This is a genomic window from Sphingomonas sp. HMP9, assembly GCF_013374115.1.
Lineage (GTDB): Bacteria > Pseudomonadota > Alphaproteobacteria > Sphingomonadales > Sphingomonadaceae > Sphingomonas.
In genome coordinates this window covers 3,919,734-3,941,763 of record NZ_AP022673.1, presented here as the reverse complement: position 1 = coordinate 3,941,763, position 22,030 = coordinate 3,919,734, and the positions used below count along the sequence as shown (strand labels likewise).

Sequence of the window (22,030 nt, the reverse complement as noted above, 5' to 3'; positions counted from 1 at the left end):
AGATAAAGCAAGTGATCAGGGGTACGCATCCTCGCTGCCCTTCTAATCCGACACACCTTGACTTGCCCCGCCGCACGCCGATGCTCATCCAATGAAAGCCGTTCTCCCAGCCGCCGCCCGCCCGCTCCTCGAACCGCATCTGCCCGCAGAGCTCGAAACCGCCTGGTTCGCCAAGCCCGCGGAAGCCAACGCGATGATCGCCGACGCCGACATCGCCTGGGTCGATATGCAGCCGACCGAGCTCGTCGCCGACGCGATCCGCCATGCCGGGCCGACCCTCAAATGGGTCTCCACGATCTACGCCGGGCTCGACGCGTTCCCGCTCGACACCCTGCGCGACAACGGCGTCACGCTGACCAACGGTGCCGGCATCAACGCGGTCGCCGTCGCGGAATATGCGGCGATGGCCGTCCTCGTCGCCGCCAAGCGCTTCGACACCGTGCTGCGCGCGCAGGACCGCCACGACTGGTTAAAGGACGCACCGGGCAAGATCGAACTAGCCGGCACTAGCGCATTGGTCATCGGCTATGGCACGATCGGCAAAATGATCGGCGACCGGCTGGTCGCGTTCGGGGTCGACGTGACCGGCGTGACGCGCACCGGCCGCGATGGCACGATCACGCCGGATGCCTGGCGTGCTCGGCTCGGCGACTTCGACTGGGTGATCCTGGCCGCACCCTCGACCGACGCGACGCAGGCGATGATCGGCCCTGAAGAACTACAGCGGATGAAGCCGACCGCGTGGCTGATCAACATCGCGCGCGGAGACATGATTGACGACGACGCGTTGATCGCCGCGCTCACTGACGGGACGATTGCCGGCGCGGTGCTCGACCCGACCAATCCGGAGCCCCTGCCCGCGGATCATCCGCTTTGGTCGACGCCCAACGCGATCGTCACGATGCACCTGTCGGGCCGTAGCCAGACGACGATGTTCGCGCGAGGAGCGGCGTTGTTCCTCGAAAACCTCGCCGCGTTCCTCGCGGGTTGCCCGATGAAGAACGTCGCCGATCTCGACGCGGGTTACTGACCGATCTGGGTCGTTGCCGGGCGTCGGCTGCGATCATAGCTCTTTATGCGCCGGCGGCGCAGTTTGTCGGCACGGCGGCGACGTGAGTAGATGATCAGGATCGGTACGCCGGCCAAGATGCCTCCGCCGATGATCGAAAGCGCGATGATGATACGCATTGGCATGCCCATGCGGGGACAATGCCAATTGGACAGCGAAGACGACATGTATATTTAATCTAATATGAATGGAGTTATCCACCCCATCCAGTCGACCGCACCCAAGCAGCATTTCGCCGCGGCGTCCCAAGCTTTACTTCGTTGCGCAAAAAGGTGATTTCGCGCATGGCTGGCGTCACAATTCACCAATCGGACGACATGATATGGCCGCGAACTGGGCCCCCGACAGCTGGACGCGTCACGAAGCACGACAGCTCCCCACCTATCCTGACGCCGCCGCGCTGACCGCGGCGACCGACCAGCTGGCCACGTTTCCCCCGCTCGTCTTCGCCGGCGAAGCGCGCAACTTGACCGCGAGCCTCGCCGAAGTCGCCGCCGGCAAGGCGTTCCTGCTCCAGGGCGGCGATTGCGCCGAGTCCTTCGCCGAGCATAGCGCGAACAACATCCGCGACACTTTCCGCGTCATCCTGCAGATGGCGGTCGTGCTGACCTTCGCGTCGAAGCTGCCGGTCGTGAAGCTCGGCCGCATGGCCGGCCAGTTCGCCAAGCCGCGCTCGACCGACACCGAGACGATCGGCGGCGTCGAGCTGCCGTCCTACCGCGGCGACAACGTCAACGACATCGCCTTCACGCCCGAAGCGCGCGCGCCCGATCCGCAGCGCATGATCCGCGCCTATTCGCAGTCGGCCGCCACGCTTAACCTACTGCGCGCGTTCGCACAGGGCGGCTATGCCAACCTCCACCAGGTCCACCGCTGGACGCACGATTTCATGGGTCGCAGCCCCTGGTCGAGGAAATATGCCGAGACCGCGGACCGGATCGGCGAGGCGCTCGAGTTCATGGCGGCGTGCGGGATAGATCCCGAGACCGTGCCGCAGCTCGCCCAGACGCATTTCTACACGAGCCACGAGGCGCTGCTGCTCCAGTACGAGCAGGCGCTGACGCGGCAGGATTCGCTGACCGGCGACTGGTACGACACCAGCGCGCACTTCCTGTGGATCGGCGATCGCACGCGCTTCGAAGGATCGTCGCATGTTGAATATCTCCGCGGGATCGGCAACCCGATCGGCATCAAATGCGGCCCGAGCCTGGAGCCTGACGCGCTGCTGCGGATGCTCGACACGTTGAACCCCGGCCGCGTGCCCGGTCGGATGACGCTGATCACGCGCTATGGCTATGATAAGATCGAGGCGAACCTGCCCCGCCTGGTCCGTGTCGTGACGCGAGAGGGCCATCCGGTGGTCTGGAGCTGCGATCCGATGCACGGCAACGTCGTCAAGGCAGCCAACGGCTACAAGACGCGCCCGTTCGACCGGATCCTCGCCGAAGTCCGCGGCTTCTTCGCGGTCCACCGCGCAGAGGGCACGCATGCCGGCGGCATCCACGCCGAGATGACCGGCCAGAACGTGACCGAATGCACCGGCGGCGCGATCGACGTGACTGAGCAATCGCTGGCGGATCGCTACCACACGCACTGCGACCCGCGCCTCAACGCTAGCCAGAGCCTCGAGCTCGCCTTCCTGCTAGCCGAGATGCTCAACGAGGAAATGGCCGAGCGCAAGAAGGTCGCGGCCTGATAAAATGCGCAGGCGTTTACGGAATGTGCGGCAACCGTCTTGACGGCCGCCACCCCATTCCGTACACGCCCGCATCTGCTAACGGCCCCTTCGTCTAGCGGTTAGGACGACGCCCTCTCACGGCGTAAGCACGAGTTCGATTCTCGTAGGGGTCACCAGCCGTACAGCCGCTGGACTGCACAGTTCACCAGTTCTTTGGTTCGGCCTGATGGTTTGTCTGTGGTCGATCGCGGCCGTGCGGTTCTGCTGCGTCAACCGCTTTCTTGGAACGAGCAAACCCGAACAGTCCCGCTGCAGCACGACGTATATCAAGGCATAAAATCCTCCGGCGCGCTTTCTAAGAATACAGGGGAAGTTGGCACAAATGGCGATACCCGGCTCCACTGCGCCGACCTGACCGTCAATCGCCGCGGTCAAGCCTTGGTGTGGTTTCAAGTCACGATCTAATAGCACGCTATTACCGTCCAGATTGGACCCGGTACCGTAGCCTGCCGATTCAACGCCGATGCCCGGCAGCCGTTTCTATGCGCACTCAGTTTATCAGAACCCTGCCGCCCTTGCCCCGGCTGATGTCGCGGCCAGTGCGGAATCGTCAACCCCCCGCGTGGGTCTTGTCGACGCGTCGCCGGCCGAACAGCAGGCCGCGTTCGAGCTTGGCGCAGAGCGCTGCGTAATAGGCGCCGAGGAACGCCGCGTCGTTGCGCTGGTCGCCGGTCCAGCCGATCTTGCGCCGTATGCTGCCAGCGACGATTGTCATCGCATCGACGTCGCCCCGGCGCAGCACATCGGCGAGCGTCTGCAACTCGAACTCGCCATACGCATCGATCTGCTGCGGGGTGAAGTCGAACTGGGGCCCAACCGGCGTCGCGATCTCGGTCGCGACCGGCGGGGCGAGCCGGCGGCGTGGCGTACGGACCACCCACGTCCCGGCGATCAGGTCCCCCACGCGCATCCGATCGCGATTGAACAGCGGGAAGGCGGTAAACACGCCCGCCCAGGCGAGGCCGGCGACGCCGGTCCACAGGTCCGCCTGGCTGTCGGCGGCACGATAGGCGAGAAACGACAGCGGCACGAAGATCTCGAGTTCGCGCAACGCGTTGCGGGTGACAATCGCCGCGCCCGTCAGCGGGCCGCCATCACGCGCGACGACGCGCAGGCCGAGCATCCGCTTGCCCGGCGTCGCTGCACGGCCACCGAGTTCGAAACCGATGAAATACCCCGTCCGCAGCAGGAAGAACCCGAGCAGCCAGATCATGCCCAGGATCTGCCCGATGATCGCGCCCATGCCGAGGAAGACGAGCGCGACGACGATGCTCAATACGATCATGCCCCCACCCATAATCACGATGTCGAGAATGAAGGCGCTAAGCCGTTCGCTCCCCTGCCCCAGCACCAGCCGGAGGTCGACGCCCTCGGGCGTCACGAAGCTGCGCACGAAGCGCGGATCCGCGGGTCGCTCAGCCATGTCGCGCGCGCCCGGCGCCGAAGAAATAGGCGAGCCATCCGACCAGTGCCGCGCCACCGATCGCGAACCGGCCCGCGGTCGCGGTGACCACCTGCCGCCCGATCCCTTCCAGCCCGCCCGCGACGAACAGCATCAGCACGACGCCGATCATCGCGAGACCGGCGACACGCCCGGCCCGCGTCGCCGCGGTCAACCGGTCGAGCCGACCGGGGAACGCCACCGCCATGCCGATCCGCAAGCCGGCCGCGCCAGCGATGGCGATCGCGAACAGCTCCGTGGTCCCGTGGATCGACAACCAGCCGGCCATCTCGAGCCCCAGCCCGCGGCTCGCGTAGAGCGCCATGAACGCGCCGACCATGCAGCCATTATAGACGATCAACAGCAACGTCGGCAGCCCGAGCGCAGCGCCGAGCGCGAACGACATGATCGCGATCTGCGCATTGTGTGTGAACAGGAACGTCGCAAACAGGCCGAGGAACCCGTTCTCGTTGCCGCCCAACGCACGTTGCAGCGTGGCGGTCGAGGCGGTAGGATCGCGCCCTCCCGCTAGGTCCTGCGGGATGACCGCATAGAACCATGCCGGATCCTGCGCGACCAGGATCCATGCCACGATCGCGCCCGCGACCATCAGCAGCACCGATACCGCAAGTTCGCGGCGCAGCGCCATTACGGCGGCTGGCCAGTCGCGTGCAAAAAACTGCAAGATCCGGCCCCGCAAGGGCGCGCGCACGGCGTAGGTCACGAAATAGGCGCGCATCGCCAGCGCTTCGAGATAGCGGACCAGCTCGCGGTCAAGCGAGGTCTCGCGCGCGACCGACAGCGACGACAGCGCCGCGCGGTACAGCACCGGCAACGCGAACAGGTCGTCGTCCGACAGCGCCTTCAGCTTGCCGCGCTCGATCCGGTCGAGCAGTGCCTCCAGCCGCACCCAGTCGCCCTCGCGCGCGGATCGGAAGCGGGTCTCGGTGAGGCCGGTCGCAAGGCGAGTGCTCACAGGAGGTTCCTCCGTTTGAAATCGAGATAGGCACGCACCAGCGCCGGGCCGATGCGATCGTGCCGTGCCTCGATGACGTGGATACCGAGATGGCGCAGCCGGGTCATGACGAGCCGCCGCTCGCGGAGCAGCGCGGCGGCCGTGACCGCGCGCGACACCGCGTCGACATCCACGGGTGCCGCAGCGGCCAGCGCGTCGAGTTCGGCATCATCGATCAGGACGAACAGCACCAGGTGGCTGGCGAGCAGGTGATCCACCGCCTGGATCATCAGTTCGGCACCGGTCTGGTCGGTGATCTCGGTGAAGAGGACGACCAGTGCGCGGCGAGACAGCCCCGCGGCGAGTGTCGACAAGCCCAGCGTGTGGTTGGTTTCCGCGGTGCTGTAGTCGAGGTCGCCCGCGAGGCGTTGCAACGCCGGGAACGCGCGCACGCCCGTCACTGCCCCCGATGCGATCCGCGGGCGCGCGTCGAACCCGAACAGTGATACCCGATCGCCGAGCTTCAGCGCAACATAGGCGGCCAGCAACGCCGCGGTGACGGCCCGGTCGACGCGGGGAACGCCGTCGACCGGATCCGCCATCGCCCGCCCCGCATCGACCGCGAAGACGATCTGGTTGTTGCGCTCGACATGCATGTCCTTGGCGAGCAGCACATGGTGGCGCGCGGACTGTTTCCAGTCGATCGCGCGCCGATCCATGCCCGATCGCCATTCGGTCAACGCCTCGAACTCGCTCCCCTCGCCACGATCGATCCGCGCCAGTTGGCCGGCCTGCGCGCTGCGCAGCAACAGCGCGCCCTCGTCGCGGACCGGGCGGATATCGGGGGTGATCACGATCCGGTGGTCGATCGCCAGCGTCCGCTGTTGCCACGCCAGCCCCATCGGCCCGCTCCAGCGCAGCCACGCGCGCGACACGCCGTCGGTGCCACGCCGGATCGTCCGGTAGATGCGCGTCGTGGCGAGCCCGTCGTCGAAAACGATCGGCCGGACATCAGCGGCGACCAGTTTGGGCCCTGTCTCCAGCGCGACCTCCGCCCCCGGCGTCGCTCGATCCAGCGCGAGCGTTACCGACACCGGCGCACCCACGCCGACCGCGCCAGCCGCGGTAACGTGCAACACCGGCGGCGCGGGCGCGCGGACCGCATCGATCGCGACCAGCGCCAGCACGACCGCGACCCACAATGGCGCGGCGACCCAGGCGGAGGGCACGGCGACCGACAGCAGCAGCGCGACCGGCGCGCCGCTTGCCGTCGCCAGCACCGCCCGTCTGGTCGGATAGATCAACGCGGCGCCTCGACCTGCTCCACCAGCGCCGCGATCACTGCATCCGCCGATCGCCCGTCGATCTCGGCGATCGGCGCCAGCGTGACCCGGTGGCGCAGCGCCGCAGGAGCAAGCGCCTTCACATCGTCGGGCAGCACGAAATCGCGCCCGTCGATCGCGGCCTTCGCCCGCGCCGCTGCCGCCAGCATCGCCGCGGCACGGGGCGACGCGCCGGTCTGCAGGTCGCCGGCGTCGCGCGTTGCGCGGACGAGGGCTACGACATAGTCCACAACCTCGTCCGCGACGCGGATCGCCGCGACCGTATCGCAGGCGGCGTCGATCGCAGCGCGGTCGGCGACCGTCGACACGCCCCAGTCGGCGGCGCGCGGCGTGCCGAAGCGGTTGCCGTGCGCCGCGACGATCCGACGTTCCTCGGCAAGGTCGGGATAGCGGACCTCATGCTTGAAGAGGAACCGGTCGAGCTGCGCCTCGGGAAGCGGATAGACCCCCTGGTTCTCGATGGGATTCTGCGTCGCGACGACCATGAAGCGCCGCGCGAGCGGGTGCGAGGTGCCGTCGATCGTCACGGTCCGTTCCTGCATCGCCTCGAGCAGCGCCGCCTGAGTCTTGGGCGGCGTCCGGTTAATCTCGTCGGCCAGCAGCAATTCGGTAAAGATCGGCCCGCGTGTCAGGCTGAACGTCGAAGTCTGGAAATTGAACAGGTTCGAGCCGATGATATCGCCCGGCATCAGGTCGGGCGTGAACTGGATCCGGCCATATTCCAGCCCGACCGCGCGCGCGAAACACTGCGCGAGAAACGTCTTGGCGGTGCCGGGCGGCCCTTCGAGCAGGATGTGACCCGACGCGAACAGCGCGATCAGCATCAGTTCGATCGCATCCTCCTGCCCCACGACGCCGTGGGCAATCTCGCGGCGGATCGCGTCGGCAAGCTGCCGGACCTCATCGATAGTCAATTGATCGTTTCCTTCCAGCGGTGGAGCGCCTGCGCGGCGGCGAGCAGTTCGGCATCGTCGCGCGCCTCGGCGGCGGTGCGGGCGAGCGATGAGTAGGTCGGTGTCGAGCCCAGCCCGTCGAGATACGCGACCAGCGCATCGCCCCCCAGCCGCGTCCCGGTCGCGCGTGCGACATCGTCCGCGACCAGCGTCGCATAGGCGGCGCCCGTGCGATGCGACCGCTTCGCCAGGCGCAGCAGTGCAGCGACGTTGTCCGCCAGCGCAAGCTTGCCGAGGGCCAGCGCGCGATCCTCGCGTTCGGGCACGCCGAAGCGCACCGACGCATGAAAGGCGGCGAGCGCGGCCGCCGCCAATAGGCACAGCGTCAGCGAAAAGAAGGGCGGCTCGAACGCGAGCTTCAGCAGATTGGGCCGGCGCGCGAACCCGTTGAGCGTAAGGTCGAACGCGATCGGACGTTCGGGCTCGGTCGAGACGGCGCCCAGAACCGTAACTGCCCGCCGTGCGCCGGCCAGTGTCGCAAGCGCGTGATTATCGAGAATATCGGGATCCGCCAGAACCCAGAGCGGGCGAACGCCGATCCGCGCCAACATGACGCCGTCCGCCGTTCCCAGAACCGGCTTGGCACCCGGCCCGCACAGGAACTGGCGCGTTCCCGTCCGGCAGGCTGCAATCCCGCCAAGACCGCGGACAGGTGCGATCGCGGCGGTCTCGGGCAGCATGCCCGACTGCTCGACCCAGGCGGGATTGGTCGTCTGCCGTCGCACCGCCCATTTCGGCAGGACGATCAGCGTCGGCCGGCCACCCCGCGCGGTCAGGAACTCGCGCATGGCCTTTGGCGTGACCTCCGCTCCGGGCGTGGCGATCACCAGCGCCTGCCCCCGCAACGCCGCGGGATCGCGGATCAGCGCGACGGGCGTGCCGGTATCGCGCATCAGGTCGACCACGCCCTTGAACCCGACAGCCGAGGTCGACAGCGCGTGGCCACCACCATCGCGCCCAGGCCGGAGATCGGGCGCATAGGCCGTCAGCAGCAGGAACGCGGCAAAGCCGATGACCGCGACGGCGACGACGATGCCCATCGTCCGCCCCGTGCCGAACGTCGCAAACGGCGTGGCGCTCATGCCCACGCCCCCGGCAAGGCGAAGTCGCGATAGGCGGTACGCGCCGCGTCCCAGTCCTCGCGGGCGAGCGCGCGACCACCGAACAGGCTTCGCTCGACCGCCGTGGCGATCGGCGTGAAGGCGCCGCGCGCGGCGACGGGAAACGCGTCGGCGCCGCCGATCTCGCGCGTCGTCGCAGCGGGGCGGACCAGCGCCGGGCGATGCCGCGCGACGTCCTCCAGGCTGCGATGCAGCAACAGCCGTGCCGCCGCATCATACTGTCCCGCGTCGGCCATCGCATCGGCCTCGGCGAGCAACGCGCGCGCGGCGCTTGCCTCCGGCTGCCAGGGTGCACTCGTATCCTGCGATGCCGACCCACGGAACGTGAAGCGTCGGACGAGCCGGACGATCAACGCGACCAGCGCGACCCCCGCCGCGACCAGCGCGATCCAGAAGAGGACCTTGCCGACGGCCCCGATCCCGTCGAGATGCTCCAGCAACCATCGCAGCCACTGCGGTGGTTCGGGCGGCGTGAACGCAGGCAGGTCGAACTGAATTGACGTATCCGCGCGGGTCCGCGCCCATGCCGATGCGATGTCGCCGTCGACCGGCGGCTGCCCCTGCTGTGGTGTGACCTGCCCCATCGACGGGCATTCTTAGCATGTCCGGCGGCGGTGGGAAGCGCGCGGAACAGGCTGGACAAGGATCGCTGTCGCGTTACGTCTTGCGACTTGCGACTTGCGGCGCGAATGCCGTTCCGGGGGGAAAGACACATGGCCAGTACTGCGATCGCCGAAACCTTCGACATGGGACGCGTCCTGAGCCGCGCCTTCGGCGCGATCGGGCGCAACGCGGCGCTCTTCATTGGCTTGGCCGCGATCCTGTCGGGCATACCGCAACTGATCGCGGGACTTTGGCGCGTCGATGTCGGCGGACCGGGGTTCGCCGGCCCGTCCGTGATCGCGGCGGTCGTTGGCGGTCTTCTCGCCTGGGTCGGATCGGCGGTTCTCCAGGTCGCGATCACCCGCGCGACGATCAGCGATCTGGTCGGCGAGCGCCCCGGGTTCGCCGGCTGCCTGAAGGCCGGCTTCGCGATGCTGCTGCCGATGATCGGACTGACGATCCTCATGGGCCTCGGCATCGGCCTGGGCTTCATGCTGCTGTTCGTGCCGGGGGTCATGCTCTACGTGGCTTGGTCGGTCGCCGTCCCCGCCTATGTCCAGGAACGCGTCGGCGTCGTCGAGAGCTTCGGTCGCAGCCGTGCGCTGACCAAGGGATCGCGGTGGAAGATCTTCGGGCTGTTGCTGGTCTGCTGGATCGTCATCCTGGTCCTCCAGGCGCCGGCCGGCCTGCTGAACGCAGCGGCGCAGACTCCAACCACGCTTAGCGTCCTGATCACGACCGCTGTCGGTGTCGTCACGACGATGGTCCTGTGCACCGTCCAGGCCGCGATCTACGTCGAGTTGCGCGACGTGAAGGAAGGCGCCGCGCCAAGCGATCTGGAAACGATCTTCGCCTGACGCGCGCGGCGGGTCGCGGGGAGTGGCTCAGGGCTGCTCCCCGACCGGGGCGACATACTCGCCCATGTCGGGCGCATCCTCCTGCAATTCGCCGCGCTGCAGATTCGAGTGGCGGATGCCGTACGCGAAATACAGCACCACCCCGCCCGCCATGTACCAGAGGAAGAACACCAGCACCTTCATCGGCACCGTGGTGATCAGGTAGACGCACGACGCGATGCCCAGCAGGGGCACGACCGGATAGAGCGGTACGGTGAAGCCGCGCGGCAGGTCGGGTGCTGCGCGGCGCAGATATATGACCGACAGGCAGACGATCGAGAACGCCGACAGCGTGCCGACCGAGGTCATGTCGCCCAGCACGTTGATGTCGAAGAACCCTGCCGCCACTGCGGTGATGACGCCGACCAGCACCGTGTTGACATAGGGTGTCTTGAACGCCGGATGCACGGTCGCGAACACGCGCGGCAACAGGCCGTCGCGCGCCATAGTGTAGAAGATCCGGGTCTGGCCGTACATCAGCACCAGCACCACCGACGTCAGGCCGATGATCGCGCCGATCTTGATGATCTTGGCGAGCCAGCTCCAGGTCGGGCCGAAACTGTCGACCACCACCGCGACCGGATCGGGCACGTTGAGCGCGGTATAGGGCACCAGCAGCGTCATGATCGCGGCGACCAGCATGTAGATCAGGGTACAGACGATCAGCGCGCCGATGATCCCGAACGGCATGTCCTTCTTGGGATCCTTGGCCTCCTGCCCCGCCGTCGATATCGCCTCGAAACCGACATAGGCGAAGAATACGATCGAGGCGGCGCGCATGACGCCGTCGACGCCGAACTTGCCCTCGCCCTGGTTGGCGGGGATGAACGGCGTCCAGTTGCGCGCGACCAGTTCGTTCAGGTGGGTCAGCACGATCGTGCCGCCGACCGCGATGAAGGCGACCAGCACGCCGACCTTGATCGCGACGATGATCGTGTTGACCTTGGCCGATTCCGATACGCCGCGGACCAGCAGAGCGGCGAGCGCGAGGCAGATCAGGAACGCTGGCAGGTTGAAGATCGTCGTCACCGGCTGTCCGTCGACGAGCACCGGCACGCCGCCGCGGATCAGCGGGTACCCCGCCGGCCCCGTGAACTGCGGCGGAATGTGCAGCCCGAAATCCGCCAGCAGGCTGACGACATAGCCCGACCAGCCGACCGCCACGACCGACGCCGCCAGCCCGTATTCGAGCAGCAGCAGCGCGCCCATCATCCACGCGACGAACTCGCCGAGCGTGGTGTAGCCGTAGGTGTAGGCCGATCCCGACACGGGCAATGTCGACGACAGCTCGGCATAGCACAGCCCGGCGAACGCGCAGACGATGCCTGCCACCACGAACGACAACAGCACCGCCGGCCCGGCATGCAGCGCAGCGGCGGACCCGGTCCGCACGAAGATCCCCGCGCCGATGATGCAGCCGATGCCCAGCATCAGCAGGTTCCATTTGCCCAGCGTCCGCTTCAGTTCGCTTGACGCGGTTTCCCGTTGCACCTGCGCGATGGATTTGCGCGCGAACATCCGTTCGACAATGCCCCTCCGGGCTTGAATTGCCATAGTTCCCCCGGATTCAAAACGATCCAACCAATCCCGTTCGAGCCTAGCGGACAACCGGGACGACGCAATCTTCTTAGTGAAACTGGGCGTTTAAGGGATAGCAGGTGGCAGGATGCCGCACGCCGCTCCCGCGGTTATGCAGCGCCACCTGGCTGTCTAGTCCAGCCGTGACCGGGTCGCCGCCGACGCAGAGCCGGGGCGGCGTTGGCGTTTGGCAAGGCATTCGCTTAAGCCGTGGGGATGCGCAAACCAACGGTATCCATTCTCATCCCGACGTTCAATCGCGCCCAGTATGTCGGCGATGCGATCGCCAGCGCGCTTGCGCAGACGCTGCCCGATACCGAGGTGATCGTCGTCGACGACGGATCGACCGATGCCACGCCAGACCTGATCGCGGGCTTTGCCGATACGCGCCTGCGATACCTGCGCCACGACGCCAATCGCGGCATCCCGGAAACGCGGAACACCGCCCTTGCCGCCGCACGCGGAGACTACATCGCCTGGCTGGACAGCGATGACACGGCAAGACCGACCCGATTGCAGCATCAGGTCGATTTCCTGCGCGACAATCCTGCTATCGCCATGGTCGGATCGGCCGCCGGCAAGATGAACAGCGACGGATCGCACAAGCGCGGCACTCGCATGCCGCCGCTCAGCCCGCCGATGATCGCTGCCTGGCTGGTGTTCCGGTCCGCCTTCCAGCAATCCTCCGTCACCGGGCGCGCCGACATCTTGCAGGCGTATCGATACGACCCCCGCTACCGCGTCTGCGAGGACGTCGACATGTTCGTCCGCCTACAGCGGGACCATGATCTTGCGAACCTGCCCGAGACGCTGATCGACCGTCGCCTGCACCCGGAGCAGACCGTCCGCCAGTTTCGCGGCGAAATCCTGACCAGCCGGCAAACCCTGATCCAGCCGATGCTGGAATCGCTGCGGATCGATGCCACCCGCCAAGATATCGAACGACACGTCCTGCTCGGCTTTGCCGATCTGCGCGATGCCGATGTCGATGAGGATTTCCTGGTCTGGGCCCGGCAATGGCTGGCGCGGCTACGCCAGGCGAACGACGCCACGCAGGTGTTCGACCAGGACGCGCTTGCGACGGCGAGCGACTATTTCTGGCTCCTCGCCTGCCGCGCCATGATCCCGAAGATCGGCCGCGCCAAGGCGATCAAGGCGTTCCTGACGCGATTGCCGACCAACCTGCTGGGCCCCAGCGCCCGGCAATGGATCGGCAGTGCATGGTCGACCTACCTGCCCGGTGCTGCCAATCGACGCCGCGCGGCCTGACACTGCACGCGCCTTAAACCGACTGGCTCTTCTTGGCATAGGTTATGGCGAACAGCAGGCTCGTCACCGTGACCGAACCGGCGACGACGGCGATCGCCATCCCGACTTCCCCCCACAGCGGCAACGTGACCAGCGCCGTCGCCAGCATGACCGCGACGCTGACGATCCGGATCAGGAAGATGCGTCCGGCATAGCCGCGCGCGGTCAACACGGTATCCAGACCGACCGCGACCAGGTCGATCGCGCCCGCCGCCGCCATCCACACCAGCACCAGATGGCCTTGACCGAACACGTGCCCGCCCACCAGCTTGAGCACCGATTTCCCGAACAGCAGCGCGATCAGCATGATGGCCGCCCCCGCGACCGTGCTCATCACCACGGTTCGCAGGACGATCCGTTGCACCGCATGATCCTTCGCCTCCTGCAGCGCGCGCACGATTTCGGGGAACGCCGCCCGCGAGATGAGCTGGCCGATCTTCCCGAGCGACTGCGCCAGCTGGGCGGCAAGGCGAAACGTACCGGCCGCCGCGACGCCGAGTTCGTTGCCTACCGCCAACAGCGGCAATTGCTTGCTCGCCAGCGCCAGCGTCGAACTGGCGTTCGTGCTGAGCGCGAAGTTCAATATGCCGTCATTCTCCCGGATCATCCGCTTGAAGCCGATGCCGTTCCACAAGAGCTTCAGGTCGCCGATATGCGCCACCATGCCCCAATAGGTGGCCGATGTGAGCACCTCGGCGACGGCCCAGACCGCCAGGAACGCCTGAACGGTCGGATGAACGATCATGACGAGTATGGCGCCGATCGCGCGCGCAATGGGCGTTATGCTGTCGGCGATCGCTGCCAGCCTGAACTTGTCCCTCAGCCGCAGTATGCCGACGGCGGCGGACCGGATCGTCACGAGCTGGACGACGGTGAAGATGAGCGCGGCCCGCTTGAGCGTTGCGCCGATCCCGAAGGCATCGCTCCAGAGTTCGAGGATGGCGATCGCCAGCGCGGCGCCGATCAACGCGCTTCCCAGGTCCAGGACGAAGCTGCCGCGAAACAGGCGCGCGAGCTTGGGCTCGTCCTCGCCATGCGAAAGGCCGACGCCGAACTGGACGATCACTTGCCAGCTCTGGAAGGCGACCAGCGTCGCGAGTGCCTGCGCCGCCCCGGTGATCAACGAAAATCGACCAAAACCGGTCACGCCCAGCGTGCGCGCCGCGATGCCGAGATACAAGAGCGACAGGACGGCAACGACGCCCCGGCTGCCGACGAGCCAACCGAGATTGTGCCCGATCGAGCGTAGCACATGGCCGCGGGATCGCTGGATCGGAGGACGCTGAACGCTGGACATGATGCTTTCGACCTACCGGGGGCGGCCCCGCGTCACAAGCGTCGCATTATCACTCGAGCTGAGAGGGTCGTCGTCCGAGCCGATGGGACGATGATCGCTTGACCACAGGCGCGGCAACCGAGGACGAGCGGTGATGCAGGACGGCACCGAACACGCGTCGCTGCGTTATACGGCCGCTATCACCAGGAGACGCGGCATGAACCCGACCGGCAACACCATCCTCATCACCGGCGGCGGGTCGGGTATCGGCGCCGCGCTGGCGCAGCGCCTCCACGACGCGGGCAACACGGTGATCGTTGCCGGCCGGCGTCGAGAGGCGCTCGAAGAGGCTATCGCCGGGCGCGAGAACATGACCGCGATGACGCTCGACATCGACGATTCCGCCGCGATCGAAGACTTCGCGCAGAGGCTGGTCGCCGAGCATCCGTCGCTCAACGTGCTGGTCAACAATGCCGGCATTATGAAGCTGGAGGATGCCTCGACTCGCCGCGATCTCGCCGATGCCGAGGCGACGATCGTCACGAACCTGCTGGGGCCAATCCGGTTGACCAATGCGCTGGTCGACCACCTCTCGGCCCAGTCCGGCGGCACGATCGTCAACCTGACTTCGGGCCTGGCCTATGTGCCACTCACCGCGGCGCCGACCTATTCGGCGACCAAGGCGGCCATACACTCCTACACCGTCAGCCTGCGGCGAGTCCTGGACGGCAAGGTCGAGGTCCTAGAGATCGCGCCTCCCGGCGTGCAGACCGCGCTTACCCCCGGGCAGGAGACGCGCCCGGGTTACATGCCGCTGGAAGCATTTGCGGACGAGGTCATGGCGCTCTGGACGCAGCAGCCGACGCCGAACGAGATCCTCGTCGAACGCGTTCGCCCCTTGCGCAACGCCGAAGCCGATCATCGCTTTCCGGAAGCCGTGGTGCAGTTGAACGAGATGGCCGAGCGCGCGCGCCGCGGCGACTGATCGCTGACGCTTCGACGGTTTCCTAACACCGTCGAGTGCCAGCTCTTTTTTGCTAACTATTCTCAATAGCCTTGATCTGGCCGTTGGTAGCGGATAGCGGTTGAGTGTGAACTCGTCCCAAATCTCCGTGTCGCCCGCGACGAATACCCGGCGCAAACGCAAGTGGCGGGGGTGGTGGCTCAAGCAATTGCACAGCTGGCACTGGATCAGCGCGGCACTGTCGCTGGCCGCGATGCTGCTGTTCGCGATCACCGGGATCACGCTCAATCACGCCGCGTCGATCGGCGCCAAACCGATCGTCGTGGAAAAGAGCGGCACATTGCCACGGCCGCTTCTCCAGATGCTCAGTGCGCCGCATAGTGCCGATGCGCCGCTCCCAATTCCCGTCGCCAAGGCGGTCGCAGCGGCGGTCGGGCTCGATCCTGCCGGCAAGCCCGTCGAATGGTCCGACAGCGACGCCTATGTCGCGCTGCCCCGCCCTGGCGGCGATGGCTGGGTCAGCATCGCGCGCGCGACCGGGGCGATCACGGCGGAGACCACCGACCGCGGCTGGATCTCGTACCTGAACGACCTGCACAAGGGGCGCAACGCGGGTGCGGCGTGGTTCTGGTTCATCGACGTCTTCGCGGGCGCGTGCATCCTGTTCACGCTGACTGGGCTCCTGCTGCTTCAGCTTCACGCGCGGCACCGGCCGTCGACCTGGCCGATCGTCGCCGCCGGACTCGCGCTGCCGGTCTTGCTCGCCATCCTGTTCGTCCATTGAGGGGTTTCGCCATGCGTCCTACCGCGTTCCTGTTGCTCGGCGGGGCGATCACCGCACCCGCCCTGTTCTCGCCGGCCCTCCTGTCGCCGGCCGACGCCGCGCCGCCGGGCGCCGTGACGATCACGATCCCGCGGCTCGACGTTGCCGAATATCATCGCCCCTATGTCGCGGTGTGGCTGGAGCCGGTCAGTGGCGGTACGCCGCGGACGCTCGCGGTCTGGTACGACCTGAAGAAGCGCGGGAACGACCCCGGCACCAAATGGCTGGCGGACCTTCGCGCATGGTGGCGCAAGGGCGGCCGCAGCATGACGATGCCCGCAGACGGCATCAGCGGCGCGACGCGGACGCCGGGACAATACACCATCCCCCTGCCCGCCGACCTCAAGCCCGGTCAGTATGTCCTCAACGTCGAGGCCGCCCGCGAAACCGGCGGTCGCGAACTCGTCTCCGTACCGCTCGCCGCCGGGGCCCGAACCTCGGGCAAGACCGAGCTCGGCGCCATCTCGCTTTCCGCCCGCTGAAGGATCACGTCATGAAGCCATTCGCCATGAAGTCGTTTTCGGCACGCCTGATGACCGCTGCGGCGCTGTTGTCGGTTCCCGCCGGGCTGTCGGCACACCGTATGTGGCTGTTGCCGTCCGCCACCGTGTTCTCGGGGACCGACGGCTGGGTGACGGTCGACGCCGCGGTCTCGAACGACCTGTTCTTCTTCGATCACCAGCCGCTCCGGCTCGACGGCATGAAGGTGTGGCAGCCGGACGGCAGCGAGGGCATTCTCCAGAACGGCGCGACGGGCCGCTATCGGTCGGTGTTCGACGTGAAGCTCGACAAGCCCGGCACGTGGAAGATCGGCACGCAGATGTCTGCCGTCATGGGCAGCTTCAAGGTCGATGGCGTCGAGAAGCGTCTCGGCGGTCGTCGCGGCCCGCCCCAGCCGAATGCGCCCGCTCCGCTGACGGTCGCGGATATCCCCGCCAACGCGACCGACGTGAAGGTGACCGAGGTCTCGGGCCGCAACGAGATCTTCGTGACCGCGGGCGCGCCGACCACCACCGTCTTCAAGACGACCGGCAAAGGCCTGGAGTTCGCACCGATCACGCACCCCGACGAGCTGGTGGCGGGCGAAACCGCGAAGTTCCGCTTCCTGGTCGACGGCAAGCCCGCGTCCGGCCTGAAGGTCACGGTGATCCCAGGCGGCAAGCGGTATCGCAACGACGAGGGCGCGCGCGAGCTGACCACCGGCGCGGATGGCGTGCTGAGCGTCTCATGGCCTACTGCGGGGATGTACTGGCTCAACGCCACGCTGACCGACGCCAAGGCGACCGCGCCGCGTGCGACCGAACGCCGGATGAGCTACGTCACGACGCTCGAAGTCCTCACGCCCTGATGCGTCCGGCGTGAGGATCGCGCTGCCGCCGACGATCGACGCCGCGGCGTTCGCGGCGCGCGATCCGTCGGCAGTGCTGCTCGACCTGCACGGCGAGACGATGGGGACGTCGTGGAGCCTACGCTTCGCCGCCCCCGCCGGCACCGATCCGACGCCGGTCCGCGCCGCCATCGTCGCGCGACTCGCCGGGCTGGTTGCAGAGATGAGCCATTGGGCACCGGATTCGCTGCTCTCGCGCTTCAACCGGTCGCCGCGCGGCACCTGGACGACGCTCCCACCCGATTTCGCTTGGGTCATGGCGCGTGGCCTGGCGATCGCGGAGGCGACCAACGGCGCATTCGATCCGGCGATCGGCACGCTCGTCAATGCCTGGGGTTTCGGTCCCTTCACCGTATCCGCGCCGCCGAACGCGGGGGCGGGCGGAACCGCACGCGCCTCATCCGGCTGCTCGCGGCTGACACTTTCGACCACCGGTGGGCATCTTCACCAGCCCGGCGGCGTAGCGCTAGACCTGTCCGGGATCGCGAAAGGCCATGCTGTCGACGTGATCGCCGACTTGCTGCACGACGCGGGCATCCGGAACGCGCTGGTCGAGATCGGCGGCGAGCTTGTCGGGCGCGGGATCGGGCCGGACGGCGATCCCTGGTGGGTCCATCTCGAAAGCCCGCCCGGCCTGACGCTACCGCCGCTTCGCGTCGCACTACACGGCCTCGCGGTGGCGACCTCCGGCGACTACCGCCGCGGCGCGCACACGCTCGATCCGCGCACCGGCTGTCCGATCGACACCGGCGTGGTCTCGGTCAGCGTCATCCACGCCACTGCACTGGACGCCGACGCCTGGGCGACCGCGCTCACGGTGCTCGGCCCGGACGAAGGCTTGTCCCTGGCCGAGAATCGCCGGATCGCCGCGCGGATCGTCACCCTGATCGACGGCGACGTGCGCGAGTATCTGACCCCTGCCCTCACGGCGATGCTGGTCGACTAGAACGCCGCTACCCGATCGCCGCGTCGCGCGTTACCCCAAAGCCATGGACGACGACGCGCCTCCCCTGACCCCTGCGATACCCGCCGCGACGCTCGTGATTTTTCGCGAGACGGACGGCGGCAAGCCCGAACTGCTGATGGTCGAGCGCGCCAAGGCCATGGCGTTCGCGGGCGGTGCGCTGGTGTTTCCCGGCGGTCGGGTCGATCCCGGCGATCATGCGCTGGCGGCAGTGCTCGGCGCGCCCGACGACGAAACCGCCGCGCGCATCGCCGCGATCCGCGAGACGATCGAGGAGGCCGGCCTTCCCATCGGCCTGTCACCAATGCCGTCCCCCGCCGCGTTCGAGGCACTGCGCGCGGCACTCCATGCGGGCACCGCACTCGGCGAAGCGCTGGCTGCAGCCGACACGGATCTCGACCTTGCCGCGCTCGCGTATTTTGCCCGCTGGCGGCCGGCGCATGCGCATGCGCGGATCTTCGACACGCGCTTCTATCTTGCGCGGTTGCCGGCGAATGCCCCCGCGCCGCGGGTCGACGCGACCGAGAACGTGCGGCTGTTCTGGGCGACGGCGACGCAGGTCCTGGCGGATGCCGATGCGGGACGCGCGACAATCATCTTCCCGACCCGGCGCAATCTCGAGCGGCTGGCCCGCTTTGCCGATGTCGACGCCGCGATCGCCGACGCGCGCGCGCATCCGATCCGCACCGTGACGCCGTGGACCGAAATCCGCGATGGTGTCGAACACCTCTGCATCCCGGACGACTTGGGTTACCCGATCACGTCGGAGCCGATGACCGAAGCCGTGCGCGGCTGACGTGGGGGCCGTGCGGCGGACCCTGGGCTGGCTGGTCGGGCTGTCGATCGTTGCGACGCTCGCGCTGATGCTCTGGTCCATGGCGCGCGGGCGACCGCAGGACCTGCCCTGGCCACCGCTCGACCTCGGCCAGCCGATCGGCTTGTTCACCGGCCGCAAGCTCACCGCGCTGACCGAGGATTTCCCGCAGTGCCGTGCGCTGCTCGACCGCGCCGGGGTTCGCTACACGTTGTTGCCGCCGCGCAAGGGCGAGGGCCAATGCGGCTATGCCGACGGCGTGCGCCTGACCGGCGGTGCGCGCAAGATCGCCTTTGCACCTGCCGGGTTAGGCGTCGCCTGCCCCGTCGCGGCGGCGCTGTCGATGTGGGAATGGGACGTGGTGCAGCCCGCTGCGCTCAAGCACTTCGGCGCGCGCGTCGCCAGCATTGATCATTTCGGCAGCTATAGTTGCCGACGGATCTACGGTCGCGATGCCGGGACCTGGAGCGAACACTCCACCGCCGACGCGGTCGACGTCGCGGGCTTCCGCTTGACCGACGGCACGCGCATCACGGTTGCGCGGGACTGGAAGGGCGGCGACGCGAAGTCGGCCTTCCTGCGCGAAGTCCGCGATGGCGCGTGTACGGTGTTCGCCACGACGCTGTCCCCCGACTATAATGCGGCACATGCTGATCACCTGCACCTCGACCAGGCGAACCGCGGGTCGATGGGGTGGCGCGCCTGTCGGTGATGCTGTCGGCCGATCGACTCAACTCGCCAGCGTCGTCCCCGAATCCACCTTCTCCACCCAATACGGAAAGAATGCCGGCTGACGGTTCGACCAGCCCGACGCGGTCGCCGCCGCCTCGCTGATCGACTGGAGCAGTTTGCGGCGCAATTCCGGATGCAGATGCGGCAGCGCAGCCGCGGCACAGAATGCCGACGGCAACCAGGGCCGGACTTCCGCACCCAGCAACCGCTCGTACAGGAACCGCAACGCCGAGAAACTCGTCAGCCGCCCCTGCCCCAGATCGAACGCGACAAGCGTCATCAGCGGCGCCAGGAACGGCTCGATCGCGTCGAGACCGCTGTCGTCGGGGACCATCGCGCGAAGATCGGGAAGGGTATTGTACAGCCGCGCCTGCGCCCGGATGCTGGCCGACTCGACCACGTCGCGCGACCAGCGCTGCATTGCGTCCTCGCGGTCCAAGCCTACATCGAGCGAACGCCGGATATACCGCTGCGTCGAACTCGGAAAAGCCGCGAATTCCTTCATCTCGGCGAGGGTCATCGATCCCTGTGCCGGTTTCATTCTGGAAGCCATGTCGTCACCCCGCTCTCGTCAAGGAACCGGCAGACTATGCGCTCGGATGGTTAACAACGACCCTATCGCGCGTCATCTTTCCGTAACACCAAGCCACCATGAAAGCTGCTGCGCTGCAACAAGGCTGCGACGAACCGAACGAAACTATGCGATTTGATCGTCTTGCGCGGCGTTTAGGCAACAAAAAAGCGCCGGTCGTTGCCGACCGACGCCTGTTCGTTCAGCAGAAAGGAGAGTTACGCCTGTTTTTCACGCAGTGCCTGCTCAGCATCCTCGTCATAGCCCGACGATTTCGCAGGCTCGCTGCCGGACCCAGGCTGGGTTGCGGAAATCGGGTCACTGCCGTCCATCGACTCGTCGAGCCCGTTGTCGAGACGCGCGTCCGCACTGTCGGGGTTCTTCTGCAGGCGCTTAGCGATCGACTTGTCCTGGCCTGCTTCCTGGCGCGGATCGCGACCTGAGCTCTTGCCCTCGGCATCCTTGTCGTCGGGCGCTACGGACAGGCTATCCAGCGCGCTCTTGTCTATGTCGGTCATTGCGACGTCCCTTTTTAGTCTTGGCGATGACTAACGGTCGAAGTGAGTTTTGTTTCCCCGCGAAGGCGGCGATCCGGACTGGACTGCCGCCTTCGCCGGAGAACAAGTCCGCGGGGGCGAGCGCCTCAATCCAGCGGCGTGACCTTCACCGTCTGCTCCCAGAGATACGCCTGGCCGAACACCGTCATGAACGCGATATCGGTCGCATCGCGCCCGACGCAGACGCGTGCGATATCGCTGCACGTCGCCATCTTGGTCGCGTCGATCAGCCGCCAGTCGCCCGCCAGCCACAGCTCCGCGACCGCGTGGAAATCCGGCGGATCGACGCCCGGCGCATAGGCGGACACGCACCGCGCCGGGATCCCGCCCGCGCGCGCCAGAGACACCAGCAGATGCGAATAATCGCGGCACACCCCCGATCGCGACGCGAACGTATCTAGCGCGGTCGTCTCGCCGCTGCTCGATCCGCAGCGATAGTCGAGCGACTGGTACACCCACTCGGTCAGCGCGGCGGCGAGCGGCCCGCCTTCCAGCCCCCCGAACTCGCGCGCGACAAAGCCCTCGAAGCGATCCGACGGGCAATAGCGGCTCGGCATCAGATACGGCGTCAGCTCACCATCGAGCATCCGCGGCGGAGTCGCCGGATACAGCTCGAGCTGGACGCGCTCGCGCGACACCGCGACGATCGACTTATACTCCGCGGTGAACCGTCCATGCCCGCGCGACCAGCAGCGCTGGCCGATTCCGTCCTCGCCGCGGACAGCCCGGATCGGGCTGTCGGACCAGATCGTCAGCGATTCCGACTCGATCGTCTGGTCGGCCATCGCCGCGGCTTCGATCTGGAGCAGCACATCGGCATCTCCGCCGATCCCGTAATCCAGACGCACGTCGATCGAGAGCCGCATCGCGCGTCCCATTCCTGTTCTAAAGCCAAAAGAAAAGGGCCCGGCGGTGTCCCGCCGAGCCCTGCGTTCGT

23 protein-coding genes and 1 tRNA gene are annotated in these 22,030 nt (G+C 67.2%); 12 read left to right on the top strand and 12 right to left on the bottom strand.

Annotated features, from left to right (window positions below; all coding sequences use genetic code 11):
- The first annotated feature begins 91 nt into the window (after positions 1-91).
- A complete protein-coding gene (locus HMP09_RS17915; protein WP_176501459.1) occupies positions 92-1,030 on the top strand; it encodes a D-2-hydroxyacid dehydrogenase in 939 nt (312 codons plus the stop codon).
- Here HMP09_RS17915 and HMP09_RS17910 read toward each other — a convergent pair.
- Positions 1,024-1,188, bottom strand: a complete 165-nt coding sequence (locus tag HMP09_RS17910; RefSeq protein WP_176498642.1) for a hypothetical protein — start codon at positions 1,186-1,188, stop codon at positions 1,024-1,026. The two genes, HMP09_RS17915 and HMP09_RS17910, sit on opposite strands and share 7 nt — an antisense overlap.
- A gap of 203 nt (positions 1,189-1,391) precedes the next feature.
- Between HMP09_RS17910 and HMP09_RS17905 the strand changes: the two genes are divergently transcribed.
- Both HMP09_RS17905 and HMP09_RS17900 read left to right on the top strand, forming a co-directional pair.
- The gene (locus tag HMP09_RS17905) at positions 1,392-2,765 is read left to right on the top strand and encodes a class II 3-deoxy-7-phosphoheptulonate synthase (protein ID WP_176501458.1); all 1,374 of its coding nucleotides are present in this window, start codon (positions 1,392-1,394) and stop codon (positions 2,763-2,765) included.
- Positions 2,766-2,848: 83 nt separating this feature from the next.
- A tRNA-Glu gene (locus tag HMP09_RS17900) sits at positions 2,849-2,923 on the top strand.
- 434 nt (positions 2,924-3,357) lie between these two features.
- Here the strand turns inward: HMP09_RS17900 and HMP09_RS17895 are convergent.
- The 6 genes from HMP09_RS17895 to HMP09_RS17870 are packed head-to-tail and all read right to left on the bottom strand — an operon-like array spanning position 3,358 to position 9,204.
- On the bottom strand, positions 3,358-4,230 hold the full coding sequence (locus tag HMP09_RS17895) for an RDD family protein (protein WP_176501457.1): 873 nt from the start codon (positions 4,228-4,230) through the stop codon (positions 3,358-3,360).
- A complete protein-coding gene (locus HMP09_RS17890) occupies positions 4,223-5,224 on the bottom strand; it encodes a stage II sporulation protein M (RefSeq protein WP_176501456.1) in 1,002 nt (333 codons plus the stop codon). Before HMP09_RS17890 ends, HMP09_RS17895 begins: the two co-directional genes overlap by 8 nt.
- On the bottom strand, positions 5,221-6,507 hold the full coding sequence (locus tag HMP09_RS17885) for a DUF58 domain-containing protein (RefSeq protein WP_176501455.1): 1,287 nt from the start codon (positions 6,505-6,507) through the stop codon (positions 5,221-5,223). The genes HMP09_RS17890 and HMP09_RS17885 overlap by 4 nt, the downstream gene beginning before the upstream one ends.
- Positions 6,504-7,460, bottom strand: a complete 957-nt coding sequence (locus HMP09_RS17880; RefSeq protein ID WP_176501454.1) for an AAA family ATPase — start codon at positions 7,458-7,460, stop codon at positions 6,504-6,506. The genes HMP09_RS17885 and HMP09_RS17880 overlap by 4 nt, the downstream gene beginning before the upstream one ends.
- On the bottom strand, positions 7,457-8,581 hold the full coding sequence (locus HMP09_RS17875; RefSeq protein ID WP_176501453.1) for a hypothetical protein: 1,125 nt from the start codon (positions 8,579-8,581) through the stop codon (positions 7,457-7,459). Before HMP09_RS17875 ends, HMP09_RS17880 begins: the two co-directional genes overlap by 4 nt.
- Complete coding sequence (locus HMP09_RS17870) at positions 8,578-9,204, bottom strand: hypothetical protein (protein WP_176501452.1); 627 nt, start codon at positions 9,202-9,204, stop codon at positions 8,578-8,580. Before HMP09_RS17870 ends, HMP09_RS17875 begins: the two co-directional genes overlap by 4 nt.
- A gap of 129 nt (positions 9,205-9,333) precedes the next feature.
- On the opposite strand from HMP09_RS17870, the gene HMP09_RS17865 reads away from it, so the two are divergent.
- Entirely contained in the window at positions 9,334-10,080 is a 747-nt protein-coding gene (locus tag HMP09_RS17865; RefSeq protein WP_176501451.1) for a hypothetical protein, read from the top strand.
- A gap of 27 nt (positions 10,081-10,107) precedes the next feature.
- Here HMP09_RS17865 and HMP09_RS17860 read toward each other — a convergent pair whose 3' ends face one another.
- Positions 10,108-11,673, bottom strand: coding sequence for an amino acid permease (locus tag HMP09_RS17860; RefSeq protein WP_176501450.1), 1,566 nt, complete (start codon positions 11,671-11,673; stop codon positions 10,108-10,110).
- A gap of 240 nt (positions 11,674-11,913) precedes the next feature.
- On the opposite strand from HMP09_RS17860, the gene HMP09_RS17855 reads away from it, so the two are divergent.
- Positions 11,914-12,966 carry a glycosyltransferase family 2 protein gene (locus tag HMP09_RS17855; protein WP_176501449.1) on the top strand — a complete coding sequence of 351 codons (1,053 nt, stop codon included), beginning with the start codon at positions 11,914-11,916 and terminating at the stop codon, positions 12,964-12,966.
- Between the two features lie 13 nt (positions 12,967-12,979).
- Here HMP09_RS17855 and HMP09_RS17850 read toward each other — a convergent pair whose 3' ends face one another.
- Positions 12,980-14,257, bottom strand: a complete 1,278-nt coding sequence (locus tag HMP09_RS17850) for a lipopolysaccharide biosynthesis protein (protein WP_176501448.1) — start codon at positions 14,255-14,257, stop codon at positions 12,980-12,982.
- Positions 14,258-14,498: 241 nt separating this feature from the next.
- On the opposite strand from HMP09_RS17850, the gene HMP09_RS17845 reads away from it, so the two are divergent.
- The 7 genes from HMP09_RS17845 (at position 14,499) to HMP09_RS17815 (ending at position 19,945) form a co-directional block, all read left to right on the top strand.
- Complete coding sequence (locus HMP09_RS17845) at positions 14,499-15,266, top strand: SDR family oxidoreductase (protein WP_176501447.1); 768 nt, start codon at positions 14,499-14,501, stop codon at positions 15,264-15,266.
- Positions 15,267-15,372: 106 nt separating this feature from the next.
- The gene (locus HMP09_RS17840; protein WP_232090468.1) at positions 15,373-16,029 is read left to right on the top strand and encodes a PepSY-associated TM helix domain-containing protein; all 657 of its coding nucleotides are present in this window, start codon (positions 15,373-15,375) and stop codon (positions 16,027-16,029) included.
- An 11-nt stretch (positions 16,030-16,040) separates the two neighbouring features.
- The gene (locus HMP09_RS17835; protein WP_176501446.1) at positions 16,041-16,550 is read left to right on the top strand and encodes a DUF2271 domain-containing protein; all 510 of its coding nucleotides are present in this window, start codon (positions 16,041-16,043) and stop codon (positions 16,548-16,550) included.
- Positions 16,551-16,561: 11 nt separating this feature from the next.
- Entirely contained in the window at positions 16,562-17,416 is an 855-nt protein-coding gene (locus tag HMP09_RS17830) for a DUF4198 domain-containing protein (protein WP_232090467.1), read from the top strand.
- Positions 17,417-17,426: 10 nt separating this feature from the next.
- Positions 17,427-18,401: an FAD:protein FMN transferase gene (locus tag HMP09_RS17825; RefSeq protein ID WP_232090466.1), complete on the top strand. Its 975-nt coding sequence runs from the start codon at positions 17,427-17,429 to the stop codon at positions 18,399-18,401.
- 43 nt (positions 18,402-18,444) lie between these two features.
- Positions 18,445-19,215, top strand: a complete 771-nt coding sequence (locus HMP09_RS17820) for an NUDIX hydrolase (RefSeq protein ID WP_176501445.1) — start codon at positions 18,445-18,447, stop codon at positions 19,213-19,215.
- A gap of 10 nt (positions 19,216-19,225) precedes the next feature.
- Complete coding sequence (locus HMP09_RS17815) at positions 19,226-19,945, top strand: extensin-like domain-containing protein (RefSeq protein WP_443026430.1); 720 nt, start codon at positions 19,226-19,228, stop codon at positions 19,943-19,945.
- An 18-nt stretch (positions 19,946-19,963) separates the two neighbouring features.
- Here HMP09_RS17815 and HMP09_RS17810 read toward each other — a convergent pair whose 3' ends face one another.
- The 3 genes from HMP09_RS17810 to HMP09_RS17800 all read right to left on the bottom strand — a co-directional run bounded on the left by HMP09_RS17810 (position 19,964) and on the right by HMP09_RS17800 (position 21,959).
- The gene (locus HMP09_RS17810) at positions 19,964-20,518 is read right to left on the bottom strand and encodes a hypothetical protein (protein ID WP_176501444.1); all 555 of its coding nucleotides are present in this window, start codon (positions 20,516-20,518) and stop codon (positions 19,964-19,966) included.
- 236 nt (positions 20,519-20,754) lie between these two features.
- Positions 20,755-21,054 carry a hypothetical protein gene (locus HMP09_RS17805; RefSeq protein WP_176501443.1) on the bottom strand — a complete coding sequence of 100 codons (300 nt, stop codon included), beginning with the start codon at positions 21,052-21,054 and terminating at the stop codon, positions 20,755-20,757.
- Positions 21,055-21,179: 125 nt separating this feature from the next.
- Positions 21,180-21,959, bottom strand: a complete 780-nt coding sequence (locus tag HMP09_RS17800) for a transglutaminase-like domain-containing protein (RefSeq protein WP_176501442.1) — start codon at positions 21,957-21,959, stop codon at positions 21,180-21,182.
- Positions 21,960-22,030 lie beyond the last annotated feature (71 nt).